Genomic DNA, 12,631 nt, shown 5'->3' on the forward strand with positions numbered 1-12,631 from the left:
GAGGGATCCCGCCACCATGTCCAAGCCCTTGAAGCAGATTCACCTAGCCGCGCATTTCCCGGGCGTCAACAACACCACCGTGTGGAGCGACCCGGAGGCCGGCAGTCACATCGAGTTCGACTCCTTCGCGCACTTCGCGCGCACCGCCGAACGCGCCAAGTTCGACTTCCTCTTCCTCGCCGAGGGACTCAGGCTCCGCGAACAGGGCGGAAAAATATACGACTTGGACGTGGTGGGCCGCCCGGACACGTTCACGATCCTGGCCGCGCTGGCCGCCGTCACCGAGCACCTCGGGCTGACCGGCACCATCAACTCCACCTTCAACGAGCCCTACGAGGTGGCCCGCCAGTTCGCCAGCCTGGATCACCTGTCCGGGGGCCGCTCGGCGTGGAACGTGGTCACCTCCTGGGACGCCTTCACCGGCGAGAACTTCCGCCGCGGCGGCTTCCTCCCGCAAAGCGAGCGCTACTCCCGGGCCCGGGAGTTCCTGGCCACCACCCAGGAACTCTTCGACTCCTGGACGGGGCAGGAGATCCTTGCCGACCAGGCTGCGGGGGTGTTCCTGCGGGACGCGAAGGCGGGCTCCTTCGTCCACACCGGGCAGCATTTCGACATCCACGGCCAGTTCAACGTGCCGCGCTCCCCGCAGGGCCGCCCGGTCATCTTCCAGGCCGGTGACTCCGAGGAGGGCCGCGAGTTCGCCGCCTCCTCCGCCGACGCCATCTTCAGCCGCTACGCCACCCTGACCGAGGGCCAGGCCTTCTACACCGACGTCAAGGGCCGTCTCGCCAAGTACGGGCGCCGCCCGCAGGAGTTGCTGATTCTGCCCGCAGCGTCCTTCGCGCTGGCCGACACCGACGCCGAGGCCGAGGAACTGGCCCGGACCGTGCGCCGCCAGCAGGTCAGCGGCGCCACCGCGCTCAAGCACCTGGAGTTCGTGTGGAACCGGGACCTCTCGTCGTACGACCCGGAAGGGCCGCTGCCCGACATCGATCCGGACGTCAGCGACAACCACATCTCCAAGGGCCGGGCCCAGGTGCGGATGTACCGGGACCCGCTGGCCACCGCCCGCGAGTGGCGTGAGCTGGCCGAGGCCAACAAGTGGTCCATCCGCGACCTGGTCATCAACACCGGCAACCGGCAGAACTTCATCGGCTCACCCGCCACCATCGCCCGCACCATCAACGACTACGTCCAGGCCGACGCCAGCGACGGCTTCATCCTGGTCCCCCACATCACCCCCACCGGCCTGGACGCCTTCGCCGACAAGGTCGTCCCCCTCCTCCAGGAACAGGGCGTCTTCCGCACCGACTACGACGGCCCCACCCTGCGCCACCACCTCGGCCTCGCCCACCCCGACGACACCCGCACCGCACACCGGGCGGCCTCATGAAGTTCCTCGCGATCACCCTCATCGTCCATCGTCCGGACCCCGTCACCGGGGTGCAGAAGTCGACCCACGACCGCTTCCGTGAGGTGCTCGACAACGCGTTGCTCGCGGAGGAACTGGGCTTCGACGGCTTCGGTGTGGGGGAGCGGCACGAGCGGCCGTTCATCTCCTCCTCACCGACCGTCGTCCTCAGCCATGTGGCCGCCCTCACGAAGAGGATCCGCCTGTTCACGGCCGTCACGACGCTGAGCCTGCTGGACCCGGTCCGCGCCTACGAGGACTACGCCACCCTCGACCACCTGTCCGAGGGGCGCCTGGACCTGATCATCGGCAAGGGCAACGGCGCCGCGCAGCGCGACCTGTTCCAGGTCACGCCCGAGGACCAGTGGGACCGCAACGCCGAGAGCTATGAGGTCTTCCGCAAGATCTGGCGGCAGGACAAGGTCAGTGCCGACACCCGCTTCCGTCCTCCGCTGACGGACGCCGAGGTGTGGCCGCGGCCGTACCAGCACCCGGTCCGCGTGTGGCACGGCAGCGCCACCAGCAAGGAGTCGGTCGACCTGGCCGCCCGCTACGGCGACCCGCTGTTCTCGGCGAACGTCACCAACCCCATTGAGCCGTATGCCGAGTTGATCCGGTACTACCGTGAGCGCTGGGCACACTACGGCCACGATCCGGCGAAGATCGCCGTCGGTGCGGGCACGGCGGGCATCTACGTGGCGCCCACCTCTCAGGAGGCGCTGGCGGCGTACCGCCCGATCTTCGAGTCCAATCTGGCGTTCTTCAAGAAGGCCGGTCTCCCGATCGTCTTCGAGACCCTGGAGGACTTCGTCGAACGCAGCTCGGCTCTCATCGGCAGCCCGCAGCAGGTCATCGACAAGGTGCACCGCTACCACGAACAGTTCGGCCACACGGTGGTCCACCTGCACGCGGACGCGAGCGGGCTGACCGAGTCCCGGCACCGGGCCTCCCTCGAGCTGTTCCAGGCCAAGGTCGCCCCCGTGCTGCGCCGTGACATCCCGGACCCGCCGTTCGTGTGGGGACCCGTGGCGGCGGCGCCACCGCTCACCCAGGAGTCCGTCCATGTCTGACATTGCTCTCGGCGTTCTCGACCTGGTCCCGATTCCCTCCGGCTCGACGGCGGCCGATGCCCTGCGCAACTCCATCGACCTCGCACAGCGGGCCGAGCGCTTCGGATACGCCCGCTACTGGTTCGCCGAGCACCACCTCAATCCGGGCGTGGCCGGCACGTCACCGGCCGTCGTCCTGGCCCTGACCGCATCCGCCACCTCCACCATCCGGCTCGGTTCCGGGGCAGTACAGCTCGGGCACCGCACGGCGCTGTCCACGGTGGAGGAGTTCGGACTGCTCGACGCGCTGCACCCGGGCCGCTTCGACCTGGGCCTGGGCCGCTCGGGCGGCCGCCCACCGGGACAGCCGGTCGCGCCGCTGCCGACGGCGACCCCGGTCGTCGACGGCCGCACCCCGAACGGCCTGTTGATCCCGCCCCGCTTCTCCTTCGAGCATCTGCTCGGCTCGCCCCGTATCGCGTTGCAGCGCAGGCTGCTTCTGCTGCCGGGCGCCGAGTCCCAGGACTACGCCGAGCAGATCGACGACATCCTCGCCCTGCTCGCCGGCACCTACCGCTCCCCGGAGGGCGTCGAGGCGCACGTCGTGCCGGGGGAGGGCGCTGACCTGGAGGTGTGGATCCTGGGCAGCAGCGGTGGTGAGAGCGCCGCTGTCGCGGGCCGAAACGGTCTGCGGTTCGCGGCGAACTACCACGTCAGCCCGGCCACGGTCCTGGAGGCGGTGGAAGGTTACCGGTCCTTCTTCCAGCCTTCCGAGTTCCTCGACAAGCCGTACGTCAGCGTCTCGGCGGATGTCGTGGTCGCCGAGAACGACGCCACTGCCCGCGAACTCGCCTCCGGCTACGGCCCGTGGGTCCGCAGCATCCGCACCGCCGAGGGCGCCATCGAGTACCCGACGCCGCAGGAAGCGCGCGCCCACTCATGGACCGACGAGGACCGGGCCCTCGTCCAGGACCGCCTCGACACCCAGTTCGTCGGTTCACCGGGCCGGGTGGCCGACCAGTTGGAGCAACTCCAAGAGGCCACGGGCGCGGACGAGTTGCTCATCACCACGATCACCCACGACCACACCGACCGGGTCCGTTCGTACGAACTGCTCGCGGAGGAATGGCGCCGACGGGGGCACTCCTTCCCGTCGAGTTGACGCTCGGGACGACCCCACAGATCGCCTGCAAGAACGACGAACCGAAAGGTCCCTCCCATGGCCACTGTCCTGTCCGTCTCCGGAAGCCCCTCCGCCACCTCCCGCACCGCTCGGCTGCTGCGCCACCTGGACGAGCGGCTCATCGCACAGGGGCACGAGGTGGTGCCGCTGGACGTGCGCACCCTGCCTGCCGAGGCGTTGCTAGGGGCCGACTTCGGTCACCCGGAGATCGTCCGGGCCACCGCCCTCTTCGAACACGCGGACGGAGTGGTGATCGGTACTCCCGTCTACAAGGCCGCCTACTCCGGACTCCTGAAGTCCCTGCTGGATCTGCTGCCGCAGTACGCCCTGGCAGGCAAGACGGTCCTCCCGCTGGCCACCGGCGGAACCACCGCCCACGTCCTCGCCATCGACTACGCCCTGCGCCCGGTGCTGGCCTCCATGGGCCCTGCGCACATCACGCCGGGCTGGTTCACGCTCGACAAGGACATCACGGTGGGTGAGGACGGCACGCTGACCGTCGCGCCGGGATCGGCCGAGGCCCTGGCACAGGTCACGGACCAGTTCTCGGCCGCGCTGGGCGGACGTACGACGCTGCTGGCTGCCGCGGGATGACGCCGAGGCCCTTGCAGGTCGCCGGGTGGTGTGGCCGATCTAGGCCTTGATCGATGCGGCCGACCTGGCGGCCTGCTCGATCTTCGCGCAGGCCGCCGCACGGGCTTCCTCGTCGATCCGCTGCTCGTGTTCGGGGCGCATCCCGGTCCGGCCGTCGAGGCCCTCGCGCACGATGTCGGCGTGTCCGGCGTGCCGGTTGGTCTCGCCGATGACATGCACCATGACGGCGAACAGGTTCGTGTGGGGATGCGGCTCCGGCCACCACGGCACGTGGCCGGGGGCGTCGAGAGGAAGGTCGTCGATCGTGGCGTCCGAGTGTTCCCACGTGCGCCGGTAGAACGCGATGATCTGATCGCGGGTCTCGTCCGCGGTCGCCCACAGATCGCTGCCGCTGGAGTGGTCCTGCCACCGGGGCAGCGGTTCCGGGGAAGGGCGGTCGAAGACCTCGCCGAAGTACCGGGCCTCGATGTGGGCCATGTGTTTGACCAGGCCGAGGAGGTTGGTCCCGGTAGCCGTCACAGGTCTGCGGGCGTCGTACTCGGACAAGCCGTCGAGTTTCCAGAGCAATGCCTCGCGATCCCGCCGCAGTCGCCCGTGCAGGTTGTCCTTCGCGAACTCATCGATCATGCGGCATGTACCTTCCATGGGGTGTTCGTGGACTGTCATCAAGACGTCGGGGCGGGGACCGGCGAGGTGGGCGGGTGCCAGGTGAGGATCCAGCCGGCGGCCAGCGCTGTCGCAACGCCGGCCAGGGCGATGGCGCCGCCCGTTCCGATGCCTGCGGCCACCGAGCCGAAGCAGGCCGGCCCCACGCCCTGAAGTGTCATGCTGCCGGAGCCGAGCAGACCGAAGGCCTGGCCCTGGCCGTCCTGCGGCAGGGCGTCCAGGAACGGCCGTTGCAGGCCGAGGCCGAAGGCGAATCCGAAGCCGCAGAGCAGCAGCAGGAGGGACGAGACACCCACTCCGGGCTCGGCCGCGAAGCCGACCAGCGGCAGTCCCATCAGCGCGATCAACGGGACCACCAGTCGCTCCCGGGCAGGCGGCCGCAGCAGTCGGCCCACCAGCAGATCACCGACGAGCATGCCGACCGGCAGACAGCCCATCAGCACCGCGTACCAGGCGGGCGCGAAGCGGTGTCCTCCCGCGTAGGCGACGATCAGACTCTCCGCTCCCGTCACGCACGCGGGCGGTAGCCACTGGGCCAGCATCAGTCGTCGTACCGTGTGTCCGCGCAGCAGCAGGCCGGCCCCGTGCAGGCTGGCTCGGACGGGTCCGCCACGGCCCCGAGAGCCGGGTGTGCCGCCGAACTCGCCCGGCCGCGGTCGGGGCAGCCCGACGCGCACTGCGAGCGCGCAGCCGAGGTAGAGGGCGGCGCTGACCGCGAGCGCCCGGCGCGGGCCGAGTACCGCGACGGCCGCACCTCCCAGCGCCAGACCGAGCAACTGCGCGCCGGAGGCAGCGATGTTGTTCAGCGAACGCCCCAGTACGTAGGCGTCGCCCTCCAGGGACAGTGCGACCAGCCGACTCGACGCGCCGTGGAACACCGGTGTGGTGAGGGCGACCAGCGCCACGACACCGAGGCTTGCCGCGACCGGCATCCGCACCAGGGCGAGCAGCAGGGCGGCGGCGCCCGTCAAGACGTATCCGCCGGTGATGAGCGCGCGGGGAGGGAGCCGGTCGGCGAGTGAGCCCAGCAGCAGCGAGCCGAACAGTTGCGGGGTGAAGCCGATGCCGAAGGCCAGTGCGCTCAGCAGCGCGGAGCCTGTGGCGGAGAAGACCAGCACCGAAAAGGTGGTGATCCGCAGTGCGTCCGCAGTGATCGCGACGGTGCGGGTTGCGAAGAGCAGCCGGAATCGCGGCTCGGCCAGCACCTCCCGGTAGGTGGCACGGCGGTTGCCCTGTGCGGGCTCGGCGGTCGGGGTCATGACGCGCAGCCTCGCGGTGTGGCCATGCCTGTCACCAATGATTCGTCGCTGGACGAATCGAAGCAGATGTCCCGCGCTAGCATGGCTGGGTGCTGCGCTTCGAAGTCTCCGTCGAGGACCTGCTGCGCAGCCGCTTCGCACTGTCGCCCGCGATGGACCTCTGCTTCCTGCTGCGCTCGCTCGCCGGCCAGAACAGGCCCCTGCCGCGAGCCTGGACCACCCGACTCCTGCCGGCCTTCGAACGGCTTCGCCGTGAGACCGAACTGGACGCCGTCCTCGCCCTGCACACCCCGCAGTCCGGACCGGACTTCGTCGCGCCGCCCCCGCGCGGCCTCAACCAGACCTGGGCGGACGACCTGGCCATGATCCGGGCCGCCCCGCTGGAAGCCGCCCGCCGTGAAATCGCCACTCACGCGACCGGCCCGTCCGCCCGTGATCCCCGCGTCCGCGCGGTCCTTGACTCCACGGACGCCGTCTCCAGGATCGCCGAGGCGATGGACCGGGCCTGGCACGAACTGCTCGCCACGGACTGGCCGCACCTGCGCGCGATCTGTGAGCGCGATGTCGTGCACCGGGTGGGTGTGATCGGCGAACACGGATGGGTCGCGACCATCGAGAGCCTGCATTCGAGCATCGCCTGGCAGGCCGGCGGTATCGAGATCGGTCACTTCTCCGACGTCGGAACAGTGCCCCTCGCCGGCGACGGGCTCCTGCTGATCCCTTCGGTCTTCGTCGCGAACATCGCCGCGCACCTGGAAGACCCCTGGCCCCGGACCCTGATCTACCGTGCCCGCGGCACCGCCGCCCTGTGGGGCGAACAGGAGTCAGTCTCCCGACCGGACGCGCTGACCGCCCTGGTCGGCCGGTCCCGAGCCCGGTTGCTGTTGGCGCTGGACGCCCCGGCCAGTACCAGTCACCTCGCCCGAAGTCTCGCCATGGCACCAGGTGCGGTAGGGGACCATCTCGCCATCCTGCGAGACGCGGGGCTGCTCGTCCGCGCCCGGTCCGGACGGTCGGTGCTCTACCGGCGCACTCCGCTCGGCGAGGCGCTGGTCGCCGGTTCGGGCTGAGGGCTCACCGCAGTCAGGTGTCAGGTTGCTTGTTCGGGGCTCGGGCTGTTGTCCGCGGAAGACTCTGTCGAGTCGGGAGCGGTGTAGAACACCGATGAGCCCTGCTTGTTGCGCTGGGCGTGGTTCTTGGCCACGAGTCCTTCGAGCGTGGTGCGTACGACGGTTGTCTTGATGTCGCGGTCGGGGTGCTGTTTGGCCAGCGCCTCGGCGACCTCGGCGGCGGAGCGGGGTTCGGCCTGACCGTTCAGGAAGGTGCGGGCCAGGGAGACCAGGGAGGGCTGCCGCGGTTCGGCGGACTTCGCGGGTGCCTTCTCTCGCTTGCCCGCTGTCCTGCGCGGCGCCGCGGCGGGCTTCTTGGCTCGCGCCTTCTTGGCCTTGGCGGGTGCCGCGGATTCCTTTTCGTCGGCGTCGGTGGCAGTCGGCGCGGGTTCGGCAGCCGGCGATGCGGGGGTGGGGGCTGCACCGAGTGTTTCCTGAAGGCTCAGCAGCACCGCACGGTCCGCTTCGATTTCCGCCAACTGGCTTTGCAGGGCGGCGATTTCGGCGCCGAGACGCTCCTGCTCCTTGAGGTTCTGTTCCAGGTCGTCAGCCACCCGTGCCAGGTACTGGGAGGTCACCCCGTTTTTTGCGGTCACAGTGTCAGACATGATCGTCATGCTCCTTCACGGTCTCCTACGCATCAAGACTGCATCCCACGCCAGGAATCAGGTTGCCCCCATTCGACTGCCGACAACATGCGTCACTGTGCAGTGATACTACGGATGCGAAGGGGAGTGTGTCTCACCGGAAGGAGCACTGACTGACCTGAGGTGACCGGGCAGCTCACTTCCCGCCCGTACGCAGCCGCTGCGCTGCCGTGTCACCGCGCCGGCCCACCGGAACGACACCGGTCGCGGCGCCGAGGCCGTACGCGGGCATGTCGACGTACACCGATTCATAGGAACCGGCCGGAACGATGAACGTCTCGTGCCAGATGCCGACATGACCCTTGGCGGCACGTGCACGTCGGTTGAACGCCGTCCACGCGGGTCGGTGTTCCTTGTCCTGCTGGTGGGCGTAGGCCAGGAGCCGTTCCTTGTCGGACCAGTACTGGACGACATAGAAGTCGCGCAGGCTGCCGTAGAGCACCTTGTACCCGAGCAGGCCGCTGGATTTCTCCTTCGACAGTTCACGCAGCATGCGCGGCATCGACATGAACGCCGGCAGCCAACTGGAGAACGCTCGCAGCCGGTTGATCCGCAGCCCGATGTGGAAGACGACGATGTCGCCTTCGGCGGCGGCGGTGTTGCGCCCCGGAACCACTTTCTCGGACATGACTCGCCCTCCGGTCGTCGTAGAGATGGTTCACGTCATGAACGGGCAACTGATCGGGTCTTCGCGCGGACCGCCCAGAAATGGGACACCATGCCGATGCCCCAGCCCACGATCGACCACAAGGGCCAGAAGAATTGGTCGGGGGTGAGAATCGCCCACAGCACCACCTGAACGACGTTGGCGAGGACGTACCAGAAGAAGTGGATGCGCAGGCCCCGCCGCATGGCCTTTTCGCTCTTGTGCACTTTCCCTCCCGTGACTCATCGGGTCACCGCACGTGCGCTGTCCGGCGGTGCTACCGCGCGGGTGCCTGCTCCTGCGCGGCGGTCTCGATGAGCGCCACCGTCGCTCCCGGCCGGGAGACGAACACCATGTGGGAAGCACCCTCGACCACCTGCGTCTTCGCCCCCGAGCGCAGCGCCATGAACTCCTGCGTCGCCGGCGGGATGATCCTGTCGGCGCCGCTGATCAGGTTGTAGGTGGGGATCGTGTGCCAGGCCTGCGGACCGGTGGCCGGCTCGCCCAGCGCGGCGCCGGTGGCAGGGCGCTGTGTGATCGAGTAGAGCGTGGCCTCCTCCAACGACACGTCGGCCGCGAAGTGGGGATGGAAGACCTTCGGTTCGATGTAGAGATCCACCTGTCCGTCGGGCAGCGGGACCGGCTTCAGGGATTCGCCCACGGTGCTGCCCGGGAACCGTTCGACCAGCGCCTGTGCGCTCTCACCCGTCTCCGGGACGAACGCCGCCAGGTACACCAGGGCCTTGACGTTGGCGTTCCCTTCGGCGGCGGCGGAGATGACCGCTCCGCCGTACGAGTGCCCGACCAGCACGATCGGTCCCTCGATGCTGTCGAGCAGCGCCTTGACGTGACCCGCGTCAAAGGCGAGCCCCCGAAGGGGATTCGGCGCGGCGATCACTGGATAGCCGTCGGCGACAAGCCGCTTGGCGACGGCGTTGAAGCCGCTGCTGTCGGCAAAAGCCCCGTGGACGAGCACGATCGTCGGATTCCCGTTCACCATGAACCACCCTCTCTTTCGGACGACGGACGACGGACGACGGACGAAGGACGACGGCCGACGAGGACCGCAGCGGTGCTCGGGCTCTCCAGCACCTCCGGCCGACGACCACTTCCGCGCACCGCGACAGCAGGCAACGTCCGCTCACGCGACCTCGGCCGCCGGACATGTGCGGGCCCGTCGGAACACAGCACACAACGACACGGCTCCACACCCTCACGTTCGACGCCAAGCTAGGGCCTCGCACTGGACGGAGAGGGAATGGGGCGAGGACCCGGTCCCCGGCGGACTTCAGAGTTCATTCAGTCGACGTCAAGGGCATTCGGCCACCGTGGGCCCCGGCGGTCGGATGACTGGGGGGTGGGGATGATGTCGGACGAGGATGCCGATGTCGTGGTGATCGGGTCGGGCATGGGTGGTCTCGCGGCGGCGCGGGCGATCGCGCAGTTCGGCGGGAAGCGTGTTCTCGTCCTCGAACAGCACTACACGCTCGGCGGGATGACACACGAGTTCTCCCGCGCCGGGCGCTACCGGTTCGGCACCGGGCTGCATTACATGAGCGCGAACTCCGGCCCGTTCCTCGGATTCATGACGGACGGACGGGCCCAGCTGTCGCCCCTGCCGGACGAGTACGACGCCCTGCACTTCCCGGAATTCGATTTCGCCGTCCCCGCCACCGAGGAAGCGTTCCGCGCACGTCTGAAGGAACGGTTCCCCGGCGAGACCGAGGCCATCGACGACTTCTTCCGGACCATTCGCCGGGCCATGGCCGGACTGACGGCGCGCAATGTCCTCGCATCGTTCCCGGCCGGCGTGCGCAAGGCGACCGTGCCGCTCGTGGAACGGTTCTTCCCCTCGGCCTTCCGATCGGTGCGGGACCAGGTCCTGCGGAGCTTTCGCGATCCGGGTCTGCGAGCCGTCGTGGCCGCACGCTGGGGGCTGTACGGCACCCCGCCCGCGTCGAGCGCGTTCGGCTATCACGCGGCGGTCCCGCTGACCTTCTTCATGGACGGCACCGCACACCCCGTGGGCGGCCCGCAGGAGCTCAACCGGGTCGTCCTTGAGATCCTGCGGCGGTACGGCGTCGTGCTGCGTCCCCGACAGCGGGTCCACGAGGTGGTCGTCGAGGGCGGCAGAGCGACCGGGGTGGATGTCGAGGACACCGCCACCGGCCGCCGTTACCGGGTGCGGGCGGACACGGTGGTCTCGGCGGCCGGAGTGCGCAACACGTACGCCCTGATCGGGCGCAGCCATGAACTGGCGGAGCTGCCCGCGGAGCGGTCGGCGGTCATGCTGTTCCTGGGCCTGGACCGGTCGCCGGCCGTGTTCGGGCTGCGCGGCGAGAACCACTGGTTCATGCCCAATCTCCAGGAGCACGACAGCGGGCCGCGCCCTCCTGGGGAGGGCACGTTGTACGTGTCGTTCGCGTCGCTCAACAACCCGGCCGCCCGCCATCACACCGTGGAGCTGCTGGAACTGGTCGATCCCCAGCTGGTCGGCCAGTGGCGCGGGACACCCGAGAGCGAGCGGCCGGACAGCTATCGGAAGTTCAAGGACGAGTTGACCGAACGGCTGCTGGCCCGCCTGGAGGAGCGCTGGCCCGGCTTCCGGGAGACGGTCGCCTTCGCCGAACTGGCGACGCCGCTGTCGTTCGAGACGTATCAGCACAGCGTGCTGGGTTCCTTCTACGGCCTCGCGGCGACTCCGCAACGGCTGCGCTCGGCGCGGGCGGGATGCCGTACTCCAGTCAAGGGCCTGTTCGTCGCCGGGCAGGACGCCTGGGGTTCCGGGGTGGTGGGGGCCCTGGCAGGCGGGCTGATGGCGGCGAACGCGGTCCTGAGGCCGCGGCAGCTCGGAGCGATGTGGGGGGCCATCCGCTCCGGCGCACCGGCCCAGGACCCGGCCGTGCCCTGGGAGGGCTATCTGCGCGTGGCCGGCATCGAGGTGCTGACCCCGACGGTCCGCAGGATCCGCCTCGCGCCTCTAGACGGGGACACGATGCCGTTCTCCTTCACAGCCGGGCAGTACCTGAAAGTCGAGCTGCCCGTCGCCGTCGAGCCGATCGAACGGTCGTACTCGATCTGCAGCAGTCCCGGGGAGAGCGGCTTCGTCGAGATCGCCGTCAAGCACGAGCCGGACGGGCTGGGCTCGGGGTTCCTCCATGAGGAACTGGAGGCCGGACTGGCGTTGCGGGTGAGCGGCCCGCACGGCGCGTTCACCTGGCAGCCGGACTCCTCGCACGGCACCGCGGAGACTCTTCTGCTCATCGCCGGAGGGGTCGGGATCACCCCGCTGATGAGCGTGCTGCTGGCCGCCGCCGACGCCGGCCACACCGGGCGGATCGTCCTGCTGGCGAGCTACCGGACCGCGGACGAGGTGGTGTTCGGGCCGGAGCTGGCGGCGCTGCGCTCCCGGCTGCCCGGGCTGGAGATGTCGGTCTTCGAAACCGACCGGCACGGGCGGATCGGCCCCGACGCGTTGCTGCCCCACGCCGCCGCGACGACCCGCGTGCACCTGTGCGGGCCGGCGGCCATGATGCAGGACCTGATCGGGAGCCTGACGGATCTGGGGGTCCCGCGGGAGGCCATCCACACCGAGGCGTTCGTGTCGGGCCGCAGCAGCGAGACACGGCGGGAGAAGGCGCACGCCATCGCCGTCGCCGCGGCGGCTGCCGGTGTCACCGAGTTCATGATCGGCAGGGAGGGCGGCGCCCCGGCGTTCCCCTGCAGCCCCGGGCAGTCCGTTCTCGACGCCGCCAACGCCGTCGGTGTCGCGCTGCCCCAGTCGTGCGGCGAAGGCGCCTGCGGCACCTGCCGGGTGCGGGTGCTCTCCGGCGCCCACGAGAGCGACGACCGGGGGATGTTCTCCGCGGACGAGCTGGCGAGGGGCTGGCGACTGGCCTGCCAGACGCTGCCGACCGAGGACCTGGTGATCGGGCAGTAGGCCGGACGGTCGGCAGGGCGGACGGCGGCGGTCACTCACGGGCGTGGTCCCGGACGCGGACCAGGCGGCACCTCACAACTCGCCTGCCCGAAAGACCTGTTCCGGCCACCGCGCCCCTCCTGCCGGC

At 69.6% G+C, this 12,631-nt stretch carries 12 protein-coding genes; 6 read left to right on the forward strand and 6 right to left on the reverse strand.

Features of this window, described 5'->3' with window-relative positions:
- Positions 1 to 16 precede the first annotated feature (16 nt).
- From ACFULQ_RS17895 to ssuE, 4 genes are read left to right on the forward strand one after another with little or no spacing between them, the layout of a single operon-like run.
- Complete coding sequence (locus tag ACFULQ_RS17895; protein WP_383544606.1) at positions 17 to 1,393, forward strand: NtaA/DmoA family FMN-dependent monooxygenase; 1,377 nt, start codon at positions 17 to 19, stop codon at positions 1,391 to 1,393.
- Positions 1,390 to 2,481, forward strand: coding sequence for an LLM class flavin-dependent oxidoreductase (locus tag ACFULQ_RS17900; protein WP_383544609.1), 1,092 nt, complete (start codon positions 1,390 to 1,392; stop codon positions 2,479 to 2,481). The genes ACFULQ_RS17895 and ACFULQ_RS17900 overlap by 4 nt, the downstream gene beginning before the upstream one ends.
- The gene (locus ACFULQ_RS17905) at positions 2,474 to 3,622 is read left to right on the forward strand and encodes an LLM class flavin-dependent oxidoreductase (RefSeq protein ID WP_383544612.1); all 1,149 of its coding nucleotides are present in this window, start codon (positions 2,474 to 2,476) and stop codon (positions 3,620 to 3,622) included. The genes ACFULQ_RS17900 and ACFULQ_RS17905 overlap by 8 nt, the downstream gene beginning before the upstream one ends.
- 57 nt (positions 3,623 to 3,679) lie before the next feature.
- Positions 3,680 to 4,237, forward strand: a complete 558-nt coding sequence (gene ssuE, locus ACFULQ_RS17910; RefSeq protein ID WP_383544615.1) for an NADPH-dependent FMN reductase — start codon at positions 3,680 to 3,682, stop codon at positions 4,235 to 4,237.
- A gap of 39 nt (positions 4,238 to 4,276) precedes the next feature.
- Here the strand turns inward: ssuE and ACFULQ_RS17915 are convergent, their stop codons facing one another.
- Together ACFULQ_RS17915 and ACFULQ_RS17920 are read right to left on the reverse strand one after the other, a co-directional pair.
- Positions 4,277 to 4,864: a DinB family protein gene (locus ACFULQ_RS17915; RefSeq protein WP_383544618.1), complete on the reverse strand. Its 588-nt coding sequence runs from the start codon at positions 4,862 to 4,864 to the stop codon at positions 4,277 to 4,279.
- Positions 4,865 to 4,902: 38 nt separating this feature from the next.
- Entirely contained in the window at positions 4,903 to 6,162 is a 1,260-nt protein-coding gene (locus ACFULQ_RS17920) for an MFS transporter (RefSeq protein WP_383544621.1), read from the reverse strand.
- An 89-nt stretch (positions 6,163 to 6,251) separates the two neighbouring features.
- On the opposite strand from ACFULQ_RS17920, the gene ACFULQ_RS17925 reads away from it, so the two are divergent.
- The gene (locus ACFULQ_RS17925; RefSeq protein ID WP_383544624.1) at positions 6,252 to 7,232 is read left to right on the forward strand and encodes an ArsR/SmtB family transcription factor; all 981 of its coding nucleotides are present in this window, start codon (positions 6,252 to 6,254) and stop codon (positions 7,230 to 7,232) included.
- 20 nt (positions 7,233 to 7,252) lie between these two features.
- Here the strand turns inward: ACFULQ_RS17925 and ACFULQ_RS17930 are convergent, their stop codons facing one another.
- From ACFULQ_RS17930 to ACFULQ_RS17945, 4 genes are all read right to left on the reverse strand, one after another.
- Complete coding sequence (locus ACFULQ_RS17930) at positions 7,253 to 7,888, reverse strand: BlaI/MecI/CopY family transcriptional regulator (protein ID WP_383544627.1); 636 nt, start codon at positions 7,886 to 7,888, stop codon at positions 7,253 to 7,255.
- A 166-nt stretch (positions 7,889 to 8,054) separates the two neighbouring features.
- The gene (locus ACFULQ_RS17935; protein WP_383544630.1) at positions 8,055 to 8,546 is read right to left on the reverse strand and encodes a DUF4188 domain-containing protein; all 492 of its coding nucleotides are present in this window, start codon (positions 8,544 to 8,546) and stop codon (positions 8,055 to 8,057) included.
- Between the two features lie 35 nt (positions 8,547 to 8,581).
- On the reverse strand, positions 8,582 to 8,791 hold the full coding sequence (locus ACFULQ_RS17940; RefSeq protein WP_383544633.1) for a 2TM domain-containing protein: 210 nt from the start codon (positions 8,789 to 8,791) through the stop codon (positions 8,582 to 8,584).
- 50 nt (positions 8,792 to 8,841) lie between these two features.
- On the reverse strand, positions 8,842 to 9,564 hold the full coding sequence (locus tag ACFULQ_RS17945; protein WP_383544636.1) for an alpha/beta fold hydrolase: 723 nt from the start codon (positions 9,562 to 9,564) through the stop codon (positions 8,842 to 8,844).
- Positions 9,565 to 9,930: 366 nt separating this feature from the next.
- Between ACFULQ_RS17945 and ACFULQ_RS17950 the strand changes: the two genes are divergently transcribed.
- Positions 9,931 to 12,504 carry a 2Fe-2S iron-sulfur cluster-binding protein gene (locus ACFULQ_RS17950; RefSeq protein ID WP_383544639.1) on the forward strand — a complete coding sequence of 858 codons (2,574 nt, stop codon included), beginning with the start codon at positions 9,931 to 9,933 and terminating at the stop codon, positions 12,502 to 12,504.
- Positions 12,505 to 12,631: the final 127 nt, after the last annotated feature.

The organism is Streptomyces sp. NPDC057253 (assembly GCF_042669125.1).
Taxonomy (GTDB): Bacteria; Actinomycetota; Actinomycetes; order Streptomycetales; family Streptomycetaceae; genus Streptomyces.